Genomic DNA, 14442 nt, shown 5'->3' with positions numbered 1-14442 from the left:
GTCTAGCACCGGCGGAACACCGGCGCGCGTTTCTCGGTGAAGGCGGCGCGGCCTTCCTTCGCATCCTCGGTCGCGAAGCAGATCGCCTGCAGGTCGCGTTCATAGTCCATCGCCTTGTCGAGCGGCATCGATACCGCGGCGCGTAGGTTGATCTTCGCGGTCTCGGCGGCGATCGGCGCGCGCGATGCGATGGTCGCGGCGAGTTCGCGCGCGCGGTCCATCAGCGTCTCGGGTTCGTGGACCTCGCTGACCAGCCCCATCTGCAAGGCGCGCGCGGCGTCGACCATATCGCCCGACATGATCATCAGCGCGGCGTTCGATAGGCCGATCGAATGCGCGAGCATCGCCGCCATGCCGCCGCCGCCGATCCAGCCGAGCTTGATCTCCGGCGCGGCGAATTTGGCATTGCTGGAGGCAAGGCGGATGTCGCACGATAGCGCGGTTTCCAGCCCGCCGCCGAGCGCATAGCCGTTCACCGCGGCTATGGTGGGCTTGAGCAGGTGGTGGATCGCGTCGCAATAGTCCGAGCGGTTGCGGAAGTCCCAAGGGGTCGCGTAGCTGTCCAACTCCGAAATATCGGACCCCGCGCAAAAGGCCTTGGGGCCTGCGCCGGTGACGATGACGCAGCGGATCGTATCGCTATCGTTGCACTTCTTCACTGCCGCGACGATCGCCTTCGCCATTTCGGGGGTCGCGGCGTTGAGCTTGTCGGGGCGGTTGAGCGTGATCGTCGCGACCGCGCCCTCGACGGCGAAGAGGATATGGTCGGTCATGGCTGGCGGCTCCGGTGATAGGCGTCCTGCAAGGCGGCGAGCGTCGCGGTATGCGGGCGACGGTCGAGCAGCGCGGCGCGGATCAGCGCGGCGCCCTCGGTCTGGAAAGCGATCGCGCGATCGTGGCGCGGGCGGACATGCGCGGCTTCGAGCGTCGCGGCGGTGTCACGGTAGAAATTCCCCCAGCGCGCGTTGACCAGCTCGTCGTGCCAGGCGGCGCGGCGGCTCGGCTGGCCGTCGTGCGAGGGGATGAAACCGCGCTGCGCGACGTCGCTCATCAGCCAGCGGAGATGCGCCAGCAGCTCGGGCGTCACGACGCAGCGCTTCGATATCCCGATGCCCGTGCCGCCAAGCGTCGACCCCGGCCGCCCGCCGAGCCGCGCGCGCGGAGCGTCCGAAAAGACAAGGGGCTTCGCTGCGCCCGTCGGCGCGGCATAATTCACATAGCCATAGATCAAAGGGCAGAGCGCGACATCGTCCGCGGCCGCCATATAGCCGAGGATGCCGATCGGGTTGAGCGCGCGAACCACCGCGGGGCTGCGCGCGGCGAGCGCGGCCATGATGTCGAGCGCCTGCGCCCCCGCAGTCCCCGAAACGAAGACTTCGGGGTCGTCCGCGCCGCAGCGCGCGCCGAGCGACGCGGCGATCGACTGGAAGCTCAAGATGCTGTGCGGCCCCGCGAGCGACAGCGCGACGGGCGCGCGGCGCGACAGGACCAGCATATCGTCCCAGCTCGCCGGGGCCTCGGCCACCAGATCGGCGCGGCGGACCATCACCTGCGTCGCGGCGTCGAGCGGCAGCGCCCAGTGGCGGCCTTCGTAGCGATAGCTTGCGAGGCTCGGGCCGATGCTTTCGGCCGCGAGCGCGGCGATCTCTCCGGCACTAAAATGATCTTCGAGCGGCTGGAGGCAGTCCGCCGCCACCGCCTCGCCGACATGCGGATGGTCGAGCACGACGAGGTCGTAGCGGGCGCAGAGGTCGGCGATCGGATGCGCCTCGAAACCTTCGAGCGGCTGCCTGTCCCAGTCGATCGCGATATCGGTCAGCGTCGCGGCCGCCGCCGCCAGCGCCTTGTACCCGCGCGGATGGTCCCAGGTCAGGCCGCGATAGCGCATCAGTCCTGCTTCACCACGCCGCCCGCCAGCAACCGGTCGATGTCGCCGCCCGCGATCCCCGCCTCGGCCAGAATCTCGCGGCTATGCTCGCCGACCTGCGGCGCGGCGCGTTCGAGCGCAGCGGGCGATTTCGAGAAGCGGATCGGGAAGCCCGGCGCCTTGATCCGCCCTTCGCTCGGATGGTCGTACTCGATGAAGGTCCCGTTATGCTTCACCTGCGGGTCTTCGAGCAGCTCGGCATAGCCGTGCACCGGCCCCGCCCACACGCCGGCAGGGAGCAGGATGTCGAGCCATTCGGCGGTGGTCTTCGCCTTCAGCGCCTCGCGCGTCTTCGCGAAGATCGCGTCGCGGTGCGTCCAGCTGTCGCTCTCGTCGTCCATGCCCGCGAAGCTGGGCTCGCCGATCAGCCTGCCGAAGCTGTCGAGGCTGGCGAAGGCGACGACGATATGGCTGTCGGCGGTCTCGAACACCCCGTAGGGCGCGCGGATATAGCTGTGCGCGTGCGGTTCCTCGGAGCGCGTCTGCGGCTTGCCGCCGATCGAATGGACCGAGATTTCCTGCATCTGCACCGCGGTCACCGCGTCGAGCATATTGACCTGGACGAGCTGGCCCTCGCCGGTGCGCTCGCGGTGGAGCAAAGCGGCGAGCGCGCCCTCGAACGCGGTGTAGGCGGTGACCGCGTCGGCGAGGAACTGCCCCGCGGGCTGCGGCGGATCGCCCGCGCGCCCGGTCGAGAGCATCGCGCCCGACATTGCCTGGAGCAGCAGATCCTGCCCCGGCCGGTCGACATAGGGTCCGCTCTCGCCATAGCCCGACATCGAGACATAGATCAGCCGCGGGTTGATCGCCGACAGCGTCTCGTAATCGACCCCCAACCGCTTCGCGACCCCGGGGCGGTAATTCTGGATGAAGACGTCGGCGCTCTTGACCATTTCCAGCAGGATCGCCTTGCCCTCCGCCGCCTTCAGATCGACCGCGAGCGAGCGCTTGTTGCGATTGAGCGAGAGGAAGGAGACGTTGATCCGGTTGCCGCGCGCGCCGCCCGCCGAGGCGTGGCGCTGCCACTCGCCGGTGACCGGCTCGACCTTGATCACGTCGGCGCCGAGGTCGCCGAGCCGCTGCGCCGCGAACGGCCCCGCCATCGCGATCGAGCAGTCGAGCACGCGATAGCCGCTGAGGATTCCCATGATAAACTTCTTTCTTCTCAGTGCATGACCCAGCCGCCGTCGACGTTGAGCGTCTGGCCGGTGATGAAGCCCGCGGCGTCGGAGGCGAGGAAGGCGAGCGCCTCGGCGATGTCCAGCGGCGTGCCGCGGCGCTTGATCGCCTGATGGTCGAGGACGTGCTTCGTATAGCCTTCGGGGTCGGGGTGGATCCTCTCGGCGTCGGTCGGGAAGGCGCCCGGCGCGACCGCGTTGACGGTGATGCCGTCGGGCCCGAACTCGCGCGCCCAGGCGCGGGTCAGGCCGACGAGTGCGCCCTTCGAGGCGACATAGGGGGAAAGCAGCGCCCAGCCGCCATAGAAGGTGACGCTCGCGATATTGACGATGCGGCCCCACTGGCGCGCGCGCATCGTCGGCAAAGCGACCTGCACCGCGACGATGCCGGCGTCGACATTGACGCGCTGCACCGCCTGATGCTCCTCGATCGTGAAGTCGTCGAAGGGTTTGGCGGGGTAGATGGCGGCGTTGTTGATCACGACATCATAGCCGCCGACGCTTTCGCCGATGCGGGCCAGGTCGTCGCGGAAGCGGGTGAGGTCGGACATGTCGGTCGCGAGCAGGTGCAGCCGTTCGTTGCCGCCCGCCGCCTCGGTCAGCGCTTCGATCTTCGCAGGGTCGTGATCGACGGCGACGACGGTCGCGCCCTTGTCCAGCAAGGTGATCGTGGCGGGCAGGCCGAGCCCGCCCGCGGCACCGGTGTAGAGGATCGTCTTGCCCGCGACGCTCATGCGCGGCCCTCGATCGCAGGATAGTCGCCCGACGGTTCGGGATAATCCTCGCCCGGCTGGTCCGAAATCGCGCGGATGCGCGCCTCGCTCGCGGCGATCGCGTCGGCGCCGTCGAGGATCCGCAACACCGTGTCGTAGCGCCGCTCGTCGCCATGCTCGAGCCAGATGAGCTCGCCGCGCTCGCGCGCGAAGGGCTTGCCGAGGACATGGTTGGTCGAGGGCTCGATGCCCATCGCATATTGGCCCGCCTGCAAATTCTGCCACTGATACTGGCAGGGGAATTGCTCCCTGCGCGTGACCACCTCGAAACCGAGTCCGATCGCATCGTTGACCAGCGCGACGGGCACTTCGCCCCCGGCATCGGCGGCGAGTTCGTGCTGCCAGACCTGCTCGTGGAAATTGAGCTGCGGCGCGGGGAGGATGCGGTAACCGACGCCCTGCCTTCGATAATCGTCGCCCGCATGCGCCGCCCAGACGACGTCCGAGATCGGTGCGAGATAGCGCGATCCCTCGGCGAGCACCGGGTGGCCGACGTTGATATGGTAGCAATACATATGCGGGGTACGGTAGAAGCCGTGGTTGACCACGCGGTCGGTGAGGCGGATCTCGTCGCCCCCAACCTTGGCTTCGATGCGGCGGATCAGGTGCAGATCCTCGCCGAAGACGGTCGATTGCTGGACCACGCCCTCGCACCAGAGCGTGCATTCGTCGCCGTTCCATTGCTCGCCATAGCCGGTAAGCCGCGCAGGGATCGTGCCGACCCGGCCGTGGAGCGACGAGGAGACGGTCTCGCGCGGGCCATAGACATAATGGCTCGCATCGTCGTCGTGCATGAAGAGCGTATGGTCGAGCCCGCAGGTGACGATCAGCCCCGAGAAACTGCGCAGCCAGGCGAGCCCGCCTTCGCCTTCATAGTCGTGCAGCCCTGGATGGCGGAAACCCGCGGGCGAGTTCCAGCCGATCGCGCGGCCCTGATGTTCGCAGTCGGCGATGTCGAGCGCGCGGTCGACGAGCACCGTGAAGCGCAGCCCGGTGCCGGTGCGGAATTCGAGCATCCGGATGCCGCGCTCGACGCCGTCGCCGAGCGTCATCAGGCGCACCCCCGCGAATTGCGACAGCGCGCCCGCATGCGCGGAGACATCGCGGCGGCTCATGCTGCGGCCATAGAGACGGGCCATCGATCATCCTCTCTCTGCTATGGCAAAACCATATACAGAGAGATCAATTCAATCAACAGATATATCAGTTGAGCAGGCCGCGCCGCGCGAGATTGGTCATCAGGTCGCCGATGCCGAAGGTCCAGGGCGGTGCCGCCTTCGACGTCGTGACGCGGTTGACGAGGCGGCCGAGCGTCGGGGTGGCGATCGTCACCACATCGCCTTCCTTGTGCGTAAAGCCGCGCCCCGGCTCGTCGCGATCCTGCGTCGGCGCGAACAAAGTGCCGAGAAAGAGGGTGAAGCCGTCGGGATATTGATGCTCGCTCATCGCCTGGCGCAGCAATTCCTCGGGATCGCGGCTGATCTGGTCCATCGAGCTGGTGCCGGTCAGCACATAGCCCTCGGGCCCGTCGATGGCGAGGTCGACCACCGCACCGCGCACATGATCGAGCGTGAAGCCGGCGTCGAACAGCCGGATGAAGGGGCCGAGCGCGCAGGAGGCATTATTGTCCTTCGCCTTGCCGAGCAGCAGCGCCGAGCGCCCCTCGAAATCGCGCAGGTTCACGTCATTGCCCAGTGTTGCGCCGACCGCTTTCCCGTCCGGACCGGCGATCATCACGATCTCGGGCTCGGGGTTGTTCCAGGTCGAATCCGAACGGATGCCGATGTCGGCACCCCAGCCGACGCTCGCGAGCACGGGCGCCTTGGTGAAAATTTCGGCATCGGGGCCGATCGCGACCTCCAGATATTGCGACCAGAGGCCTCCGCCGACCAGCGCCTCCTTAAGCGTTGCGGCTTCGGTGCTGCCGGGGACGACCGTGCGGATGCTGGTGCCGACGCGCGCTTCGAGCGCGGCGCGCAGCGCGCCTGCCGCAGAGGCGTCGCCGCGCGCGCGCTCCTCGATCACGCGCTCGACCGCCGAGACTGCGAAGGTGACGCCCGCGGCCTTGATGCATTGCAGGTCGATCGGGGTGAGCAGGCGAAGCGTCGGGATCAGCGCTTCCAGGTCGCCGAGCGGTTCGCCCGCCGACGCGTCGAACGCGCGCCCCGCGATCAGCGCCGATACGGTCGGGGCGACGCGGCTCATGTCGTGGACGATACCGTTCGCAACGAGCACCGGGGTGGGGCCGTCGTCGGTCTCGACGCGGCCGAGCAGGAGCGCGGCGCGCCAGTCGGCGGGGAGCATGGCGGTGGAGAAGGCGAGGGTCATTGAGGAGGCTCCGGTCGTTCCGCCGCGATCACGCCGCGGTCGTCGTTGAGGCGAATTATGAGGTCGGCGCGGCCGGGCATCTCGGCCAGGATGTGCCGCGTCAGCCGCTCATAATGCTGGATGAAGCGCGCGATCGCGGCCTCGTCCATCAGCGCCGTTCCCGCCGGGCTGCGCTTGCGAAGCGCGTCCTCCTGCTGCGCGCGCCAGCGGTGGACGACATCGAACGACGGCGCGGCAAGCAGGATCAGCCGGTCGATCCGGTCGAAGAGCGTGCGATAGGTGCCGGCAAGCGACATATTGACGAAGCGCCGCCAGCGGCCGTCAGGGTCTTCGCCTTGTTCGAGGCTATTCACCGGCGCGGCCAGCGCATCGGGCCGCGCGCCGACGCACCAGCCTTCGAACAGGATCAGGTCGACCGGGCCCTCGACGGGCTGCGTATCCGCCGCGCGGTCGTCGGCGGCCTTGTCGAAGCGCGGCAGCTGGACGGTTCCCGGCCGAACGAGCGCGTCGAGCATGCGATGCGCGAGCGCGATGTCGTGCGTGCCCGGCACGCCGCGCGTGCGCAGCAGCGGGTGGACGGTCTGGCCAAGCGTCGCCCGGTCGGCGGCGGTCAGATAGAGGTCGTCGAGCGCCAGGATCGCGGTGCGATATCCGCGCGCCTCGAGGCGCGGTTTCAGCGCCGCCGCGAGCGTCGACTTGCCGCTGCCCTGCGCGCCGCACAGGCCGGCGACGAGCGGGCGCTTTGACGCGCCCGCAAGCGCGGCGACGAGGTCGGCTTCGACGATCTCAAGGGCAGAGTCAAACGACACGGTCGGGAAGCTCGCGACTGGCGAAAAAGGCGTCCAGATTGGCGGCGGCGCGCAGGCCCATCGCAGTGCGCGTCTCGATCGTCGCGCTGCCGAGGTGGGGGAGGAGCACGACATTTTCGAGCGCGAGCAGCCCGGGGTGGACGGCGGGCTCGCGTTCGTAGACGTCGAGCCCCGCTGCCGCGATGCGGGCCTCGGCGAGCGCTGCGGCGAGTGCCTGCTCGTCGATGGCGCTGCCGCGCGCGGTGTTGACGATGACCTGCCCGGGTTTTGCCGATGCGAGCGCGGCGGCGTCGATCATATGCCGCGTCTCGGCACCGCCCGGGACGTGGAGCGATATGACGTCCGCGGCCGCCATCAGCGACGCCAGCGTCGAGTGAAACACCGCACCCTCGGCATCGTCGGCCTTGCGGCGGCTGTGATAAGCAATCGTCATTCCGAAGCCGTCGCGCGCGCGCCGCGCCGCCGCCCGCGCGATCCGCCCAAAGCCGACGAGGCCGAGCGTCTTTCCCGTCAGCCCCTGACCGATCATATGCGTCGGGCGCCAGCCGGTCCATTTCCCGCTGCGCAGCTCGCGCTCGCCTTCGCCCGCGCGGCGCGTCGCCATCAGCATCAACAGGATCGCGAGGTCGGCGGTCGCATCGGTGAGCACGTCGGGGGTGTTGGTCACCGCGATCCCGGCGTGCTTGGCGGCGTCGAGATCGATATGCTCATACCCTGCACCGAAATTGGCGAGGATCTTCACGCGCGCGCCCGGCGTGGTCAATAACTCGGCGTCAAAGCGGTCGGTGATCGTCGGGCAGATCGCGTCGTAGCGCGTCATCGCGTCGGTGAGCGCCGTGCGATCCATCGGCACGTCGTCGGCGTTGAGGTCGACCTCATAATGCGCGCGGAAATGATCCTCGACCGACCGCGGCAGCCGCCGGGTGACGAGCAGGCGGGGCAGGGGCATGGATCAGGCCGGCTCGACGGGGCTTAGCGTCTTCACCTGCCCGCCGTTCCGCGCCGCGACCGCCTCGTTCGCCGCCTTGGTCGTGCGCAGCCCCGACACCACGCCGCTCGACTGGCTGTCGAACAGGATCGCCGGCCGCGCGTCGGAGGTGTCGGTGGTGAAGCTACAGTCGACCGCGGCGATCCGCCCGGCGTTACGCACATAGAGGCCGTGGGCTGGAAAGGCCTTCATGAAACTCGGCTCGAGGCTCGAATTGCGCCGCTCGGGCGGGTTCCACGCCGCGTCCTCCTTCGTGCCGCCGCCCTGGCTCGCGACATGGACGTTGCTGAAAGTGACGTCGCGGATCACCCCGTCGGGGATGCCGACGACGCCGCAGGCGTAGCGGCCGTTGGCGCCCGACACGTTGATATTGTCGAAGCGCACGCGTTGCACCGTTGCGACCCCCGCGCCCCTGGGCGCGCGGTTGCGCGCCGACAGGCGGACGAAGATCGGGTGGTTGACGATGTTGCGCATCACGATGTCGCTGAAGGTGACGTCCTCGAGCATCCCGCCGTCGATCGCGCCCATCTGCAAGCCGCGGCTGTTCTCGCAGGTGCAGCCGGTGACGAGGATGTTGCGGAAACCCCCGACGCTGTCGGTGCCGAGCTTGATGCGCCCGAGCACCCCGACATCGTCGGGCGCGCGATAGTCCGACATCTTGTACGTCCCGTCGAGCATCGTGCCGAGCGCATAGCCGCTGGTCTTGCAGCCAATGACCGTGACATCCTCGCACAGGATCTTGCGTTCGAGCACATAGCTGCTCTTGAGCACGATCGCGTCGTCCTTGTGCGCGTTGACGGTGCAGTTGCTGATCTTGACATCGCGGCAGCAGTCGACGTCGATGCCGTCGCGGTCGGTGTCGATGCGCAGATTGTCGATCGTCATGCCGCTGCATCCGATCGCATACATGCAGAAATGGCCGCCCTGCAGGATGGTGATGTCGCGTAGCAGGATGTTGCGGCAATTCTTGAACGCGAGCGCCTTGTTGCCCTTGCCCTCCTCGGCGAGCTCGGCAGGGTCGCTGAGCCGCGCGGCGTGCGGGTCGAGCCCGCGCTCCCTGGGCGACACCCAGCCCGCGATCCCATGCCATTTGGGCGAGGGACCTTCGCGGCGGAGGCCGAGCCCGTGGATCATGCCGGGGCCGAGCACCGCGACGTCGCTGATCCCGTCGCCATAGATCAGGCTGTTGTGGTAATGCGCGACGCCATAATCGCCGAACTGCTCCTCATAGACGCCCTCGGGCAGGTCGTATTGCCCCTTGTGCTTCGTCGGATCGGCGGCCTCGATCACCGCGCCCTGTGCGAGGACGAGCGTGATGTGGCTCTGCAGCCGGATCGAGAAGGAGAGGTAGCGCCCCGGCGGGACGATCACCGTGCCGCCGCCGGCGCGCGAGGCCGCCATGATCGCCTTGTTGATCGCTGGACTGTCGACCGTACGGCCGTCGCCCTTCGCCCCATATTTCCGCACGTCGTGAAAGCCCGACAGCGAGCCGTTGGCGCGCACGATCGCGGGGCTCATCGCCGCGGCGACGGTGATGCCCAGCAGCGCGGCGCGCCGGCTGACGTCGGCACGGCCCAGCATATAATCCGAAACGCCGGTCATTTCTTGTTCGCTTCCTTCTTGCGGTAGGGGTTGGCGCGCGCACGCGCGTCGCCATAGCTGACGTCGCCGGCCTGCTCCTGGATCCCGGCATTGCCCATCACCTCGGTCGCCTCGACGGGCCAGGCCTTGCCGGTCACCGGCCGGTCGTCCTCGATCCGGTTGTTGAGGTACGCGGTCCACTGCCCGCCGACCTTGCCGCCATTGTGCCAGTTGCCGGTGGCGACATTGTCGGTCGAGATGCGCAGCCACATCCGCACCGCGGGGGTCACGGCATTGATGTTGAGCCAGGTCCCCGCATCCTCGACGACATTGCCCCGCAGCGTGATGAACTTCGACCCCTCGTCGAGATAGAGCCCGATGCGGTTATTGAGATCGAAGACATGGTTCTCGGCAATCACTGTGCCTTCGCTCGCCGAGAGATTGTAGATCGCGCCGCCATCCTCGAAATGCTTCTTGGTGTCGTAGATGCGGTTATAGGCGACGACGACGTTGCGGTGCGTCGTCGGGGTTTCGTAGACCTTGTTCTGCGGCCAGTCGTAGCCGCGCATGCGCGTGCGGTAATTGGCGTTGCCCCCCGCGTCGTGCATGCCCCAGCCATAACCGATGTCGATCGCATCGTAAGGCGTGTCGCTGATGTCGTTGTGCACGATCTGCGCGCCGTCCACGTAAGTCGATAGGATCGCGCTGTTGTCGCTATAATCCTTCGACACCGACCGGATCAGGTTGTTCACGATCGTCAGCTGGCGGTTGGTCATCCGCGGGTCGGAGGGGTGGTGCGCGTCGCGTCGCACCCCGCCCGCGACGATGGCCCCACCGGCAAGGTCGGTGAAGACATTGGCCGACACGACCGTATCGACGGTGCCGAGCCCGACCCCCGAGATGTTCGCGCTCGCGTCGTTGCCGATGCCGAGCGCATATTGGCCGAGGTGCGCGAAGACATTCTTGTCGAACCTTATGCCTTCGGCCACCGACACCTGCACCGCGGCGGGCATCTGCGACCACTCGTTGCGCACGCTCTCGAACTCGGGGCAGCCCCATTTGCAAGTGACCAGCGGCTCGGCGGGGTAAGCGGCGGCGCGCCCCGTGAGATAGGAACCGCTCTGCTGGCTGGCATAGCCTTCGGCGCCGTTCGGACCGAGCCAGCTGCTGTGCGAAAAGCGCAGCCCGCTGACCGTGACATTATGCACCGGCGCATCATAGGTCCCGGCGATGTGGAACAGCGTCTGCAGGCGCGGCAGCTCGACCTCGAGCTTGGCGATGTCGGCGCCGTCGGCGGGGCGGTAATAGAGCTTGCCCTTCGCGGGATCGAGCGCCCACTGGCCGGGCTTGGTCAGCAGGCCGAGCCCGCCGCGCAGGTACAGCTTGCCGTCTTCGGGTTTGTAGGGGTGGGCGAGGGTGTCATAGCCCCAGATATTATTCGCCCAGGCGGGCTGTTTCATCACCAGCGTCTTGCCGTCGATCCACTCGACCGGCGAGAAGCGCGTGGTGAAATGGCCGAGCGCCATCAGTTCGAGCCGCCCGGCGTCGAGGCGCGAGAGGTCGCCCGCGGCGGGATCGTTCACCACCAGGCCCAGGTTGGTGAAAGTGACCAGCTTGCGGTCGAGTTCGATCCCCGCGACCTCGGCCATCTTGCCGTCGACGAACAAATGGCGGCTATCGGTTCCGCGCGGGACGTCGGCGACATAAATGCGCTTCGCTGCGTCGTGGAGCTTCCAGCCGGTGACTGCGATGCCGCCGGAGAGCACTGGCTTCGCCCCCGGCGCAGCGGCCCAGGTCACGACCCAGCCCTTCTGCCCGCCATCGGCGGCGGTCAGCGTGATCGGCTTGTCGAGGCGGTAGATGCCCTCGGCGATCTGCACCGTGACGTCGCTGACCGCATTGGCCTTGCGCACCTCGGCCTGCGCGCGGGCGAGGGTACGGAAGGGCTTTTCGGGCGTCCCGGCGGCCATATCGTCGCCCTGCGGCGAGACCGCGATGGTGACCAGCGGGCGCTTCAGCCCTTCGGTCTGCGCGAGCGCGGGGCCAGCGAGCAGCGCGAGGCCCGACGCGAATAGCCATCTTTGCCCGCTGTTGCTGCGCATCCTGCCTCTCCGTTTTTCGCTATGGCATTGGTTATGGCTTGGCCAAACTGAAATATCAATATATGATTCTCATATGTCAATGAGAAGGGAGAGCGACGTGCGGTCGGCAGCGGCGATTTGGGTTTTGGCTTTGGCTCTCGCAGGTCCGGCACAGGCGCGCGAGGTCGAGCAGCTTGCCGACGGCTGGTCGTTCCGCTTCGGCATCGCCGACGAATCGCCGGCGGCGCCCGGCTATGACGATGGCGGCTGGGACAAGGTCGCGGTGCCGCATAGCTGGAACCGGCTCGGCAACCCCGGCGTCGGGCGCGACGCGACGATCAACGCCGAGCGCGGCATGGGCTGGTACCGCCGCAGCCTCTGCGCGCCCGCGAAGGGCAAGCGCACGATCCTCGAATTCGACGCGGCGAGCATCGTTGCCGACGTCTGGGTCAACGGGACGAAGATCGGCCGGCACGAGGGCGCCTTTTCGCGCTTCCGCCTCGACGCGACCGCCGCGCTGACGCCCGGCTGCCGCAATGTCGTCGCGGTGCGCACCGACAACAGCAAGCCCGACGAAGGCAGCGCGACCTGGCATGTCGTGCCGCTGTCGGGCGACTTCATGATGTTCGGCGGGCTGTACCGGCCGGTGACGCAGCTGACCGTCGATCCGCAGCATATCGACCTGATGGATCATGGCGGGCCGGGGGTTTACGGTCATGTTGCGGCGCTGACCGATAGCGAGGCGAGAGTCATCGTGAAGACGCGTCTCGCCAATGACAGCGCGAAGAAGACCGCGGCGACCGTCGCGACGACGATCCTCGACGCCGACGGCCGTGCCGTTGCGACCGAAGAGCGCAAGGCGGCGCTCGCGCCGGGGCGGATCGAGAGCGAGGTGCAACTGATCGTCGCGAACCCGCGCCGCTGGGACGGGCTCGCCGATCCCTATCTTTATCGCATTGCGGTCGAACTGCGCGATGCCAAGGGTCGCGTGCTCGACCGCGTGGAACAGCCGCTCGGCATCCGCTCGATCGCGATCGACGCGGAAAAGGGCTTTTTCCTCAACGACAAGCCGCTCAAGCTGCAGGGCGTGTCGCGGCACCAGGACCGCTATGCCAAGGGCTGGGCGATCACCGATGCCGACCATGAAGAGGATATGGCGCTGATCCGCGAGCTCGGCGCGAACACGGTGCGGTTGTCGCATTATAATCAGGCGACGCCCTTCTACGATCTGGCTGACAAGAACGGTATGATCCTGTGGGCCGAGCTCGGCCTCGTCAACCAGACCGCGCCCAAGGGGGTCAAGGAAACCCCGCCCGCGATGCTCGCCAATGCCGAAGCGCAGATGACCGAGCTGATCCGCCAGAATTACAACCATCCCTCGGTCGCGATGTGGTCGATTGGCAATGAGGTCACCAACTGGAGCTGGAAGGGGCTGACCCCATCGAACCCGCGGCCCTTGATGGAGGCCCTCAACACCCTCGCCAAGCGCGAGGATCCGGCGCGCCCGACGACGATGGCGACCTGCTGCGAACCGATGCCCGGCGACGAGGATGAGCGCCCGATCCTCTCGGGCATCGCCGACACCGTCGGCTTCAACCTTTACCTCGGCTGGTACGGCAAGGGCTATGTCGCCGAGGTCGACGGGCTCGCTGCACATTTGACCGAACTCCACAAGCGCTTTCCCGGCCTGCCCATCTCGCTCGGCGAATATGGCGGCGGCGGCGCGATCAGCCAGCACACCGACAATGTCCATGGCGGCAAGATCATGAACGTCTCGCGCCCGCAGCCCGAGGAGATCGAGAGCTATATCCACGAACGCTCGTGGAACCAGGTCAAGGGGCTCGACTGGCTCTACGGCGCCTGGGTGTGGCAGATGTTCGACGCCGCGAGCGAGGTGCGCGAAGAGGGCGATGCGACCGACGTCAACACCAAGGGGCTGGTGAGCTTCGACCGGAGGACGCGCAAGGACGCCTATTATTTCTACAAGGCCGCGTGGCAGACGAAGGAGCCGGTGCTCCACCTGACCGGCAAGCGCTATGTCGACCGCGCCTATCGCACCGTCGACGTCCGCGCCTATTCGAACCAGCCCAAGGCGAAGCTGTCGGTCAACGGGCGTGATATCGGCTGGGCCGACTGCGTCGATGCGATCTGTCTGTGGAAGGGCGTCAAGCTCGACACCGGCGAGAACCGGGTCGCCGCCGAGGCGGGGAGCCTGACGGACAGCGCCGAATGGCGCTACGCCGGGCGGGCGGAGGATGTGCATATCCTGAGCGGCACGCTCACCGGGGCGGTGGTGGATGGCGCGCGCTATGGCTCGGACAATTATTTCGAGGGCGGCAACGGCGCGCCGCTCAACCGTTTCCGCCGCGAAATCTATGCCGCGCCGGGGAGCGAGAAGCAGGATCCGCAGCTGGTCGTCGCGGGGGCGAGCAAGCCCGAACTCTACCAGAATTATCGCACCGGCATGTCGGCGTACCGCGTACCCATCGCCAACGGCCGCTACCGCGTGACGCTGTACCTGTTCGAGCCGATCGAGGAAGCGGCGGGCAAGCGGGTGTTCAATGTCGCGGTGTCGGGCGGCAAGGCGACGCGCAAGGTCGATCCCTTCGCGCTCGCGGGCGGCAAGCTCAAGGCGGCGACGGTGGCGCTGCCGGCAGTGGTGAGCGACGGGGTGCTGGTCGTGGACTTCAAGAAGGTTGCGGGCGAACCGATCGTGTCGGCGGTCGATATCGTGGCGGAATAACGCCCACCCATCTCCCGTTCGCCCTGAGCTTGTC

At 67.5% G+C, this 14442-nt stretch carries 11 protein-coding genes; 1 reads left to right on the top strand and 10 read right to left on the bottom strand.

The genetic code is table 11. The annotated features are described in order from the left end of the window. Positions 1-2: 2 nt before the first annotated feature. The 10 genes from AC1RNQ_RS06035 to AC1RNQ_RS05990 all read right to left on the bottom strand — a co-directional run bounded on the left by AC1RNQ_RS06035 (position 3) and on the right by AC1RNQ_RS05990 (position 11686). Positions 3-773, bottom strand: coding sequence for an enoyl-CoA hydratase/isomerase family protein (locus AC1RNQ_RS06035; protein WP_493169717.1), 771 nt, complete (start codon positions 771-773; stop codon positions 3-5). Then, positions 770-1888: an extracellular solute-binding protein gene (locus AC1RNQ_RS06030; RefSeq protein WP_493169716.1), complete on the bottom strand. Its 1119-nt coding sequence runs from the start codon at positions 1886-1888 to the stop codon at positions 770-772. Before AC1RNQ_RS06030 ends, AC1RNQ_RS06035 begins: the two co-directional genes overlap by 4 nt. Further along, on the bottom strand, positions 1888-3075 hold the full coding sequence (locus AC1RNQ_RS06025) for a CaiB/BaiF CoA transferase family protein (RefSeq protein ID WP_493169715.1): 1188 nt from the start codon (positions 3073-3075) through the stop codon (positions 1888-1890). The genes AC1RNQ_RS06030 and AC1RNQ_RS06025 overlap by 1 nt, the downstream gene beginning before the upstream one ends. Positions 3076-3092: 17 nt before the next feature. After that, positions 3093-3839 carry an SDR family NAD(P)-dependent oxidoreductase gene (locus AC1RNQ_RS06020; protein WP_493169714.1) on the bottom strand — a complete coding sequence of 249 codons (747 nt, stop codon included), beginning with the start codon at positions 3837-3839 and terminating at the stop codon, positions 3093-3095. Beyond that, positions 3836-5017: an aldose 1-epimerase family protein gene (locus AC1RNQ_RS06015; RefSeq protein WP_493169712.1), complete on the bottom strand. Its 1182-nt coding sequence runs from the start codon at positions 5015-5017 to the stop codon at positions 3836-3838. The genes AC1RNQ_RS06020 and AC1RNQ_RS06015 overlap by 4 nt, the downstream gene beginning before the upstream one ends. Before the next feature lie 64 nt (positions 5018-5081). After that, entirely contained in the window at positions 5082-6206 is a 1125-nt protein-coding gene (locus tag AC1RNQ_RS06010; protein ID WP_493169711.1) for a fumarylacetoacetate hydrolase family protein, read from the bottom strand. Then, complete coding sequence (locus AC1RNQ_RS06005; protein WP_493169710.1) at positions 6203-7015, bottom strand: kinase; 813 nt, start codon at positions 7013-7015, stop codon at positions 6203-6205. Before AC1RNQ_RS06005 ends, AC1RNQ_RS06010 begins: the two co-directional genes overlap by 4 nt. Next, entirely contained in the window at positions 7005-7964 is a 960-nt protein-coding gene (locus AC1RNQ_RS06000) for a 2-hydroxyacid dehydrogenase (RefSeq protein ID WP_493169708.1), read from the bottom strand. The genes AC1RNQ_RS06005 and AC1RNQ_RS06000 overlap by 11 nt, the downstream gene beginning before the upstream one ends. Positions 7965-7967: 3 nt before the next feature. Next, positions 7968-9605, bottom strand: coding sequence for a rhamnogalacturonidase (locus tag AC1RNQ_RS05995; RefSeq protein WP_493169706.1), 1638 nt, complete (start codon positions 9603-9605; stop codon positions 7968-7970). After that, entirely contained in the window at positions 9602-11686 is a 2085-nt protein-coding gene (locus tag AC1RNQ_RS05990; protein ID WP_493169705.1) for a right-handed parallel beta-helix repeat-containing protein, read from the bottom strand. Before AC1RNQ_RS05990 ends, AC1RNQ_RS05995 begins: the two co-directional genes overlap by 4 nt. A 130-nt stretch (positions 11687-11816) precedes the next feature. Here AC1RNQ_RS05990 and AC1RNQ_RS05985 point away from each other — a divergent pair, with 130 nt between their 5' ends. After that, complete coding sequence (locus tag AC1RNQ_RS05985) at positions 11817-14408, top strand: glycoside hydrolase family 2 TIM barrel-domain containing protein (protein WP_493169704.1); 2592 nt, start codon at positions 11817-11819, stop codon at positions 14406-14408. The last annotated feature ends 34 nt before the right edge of the window (positions 14409-14442 follow it).

It is taken from the genome of Sphingopyxis sp. GW821-FHT12F08, from assembly GCF_058806755.1.
This window is presented reverse-complemented; position numbering and strand designations above follow the sequence as displayed.

Bases quoted from the DNA above. Each gene is read 5' to 3' on its own strand.
- AC1RNQ_RS06035 (WP_493169717.1), bottom strand. From the start codon at position 773: ATGACCGACCATATCCTCTTCGCCGTCGAGGGCGCGGTCGCGACGATC.
- AC1RNQ_RS06030 (WP_493169716.1), bottom strand. From the start codon at position 1,888: ATGCGCTATCGCGGCCTGACCTGGGACCATCCGCGCGGGTACAAGGCG.
- AC1RNQ_RS06025 (WP_493169715.1), bottom strand. From the start codon at position 3,075: ATGGGAATCCTCAGCGGCTATCGCGTGCTCGACTGCTCGATCGCGATG.
- AC1RNQ_RS06020 (WP_493169714.1), bottom strand. From the start codon at position 3,839: ATGAGCGTCGCGGGCAAGACGATCCTCTACACCGGTGCCGCGGGCGGG.
- AC1RNQ_RS06015 (WP_493169712.1), bottom strand. From the start codon at position 5,017: ATGGCCCGTCTCTATGGCCGCAGCATGAGCCGCCGCGATGTCTCCGCG.
- AC1RNQ_RS06010 (WP_493169711.1), bottom strand. From the start codon at position 6,206: ATGACCCTCGCCTTCTCCACCGCCATGCTCCCCGCCGACTGGCGCGCC.
- AC1RNQ_RS06000 (WP_493169708.1), bottom strand. From the start codon at position 7,964: ATGCCCCTGCCCCGCCTGCTCGTCACCCGGCGGCTGCCGCGGTCGGTC.
- AC1RNQ_RS05995 (WP_493169706.1), bottom strand. From the start codon at position 9,605: ATGACCGGCGTTTCGGATTATATGCTGGGCCGTGCCGACGTCAGCCGG.
- AC1RNQ_RS05990 (WP_493169705.1), bottom strand. From the start codon at position 11,686: ATGCGCAGCAACAGCGGGCAAAGATGGCTATTCGCGTCGGGCCTCGCG.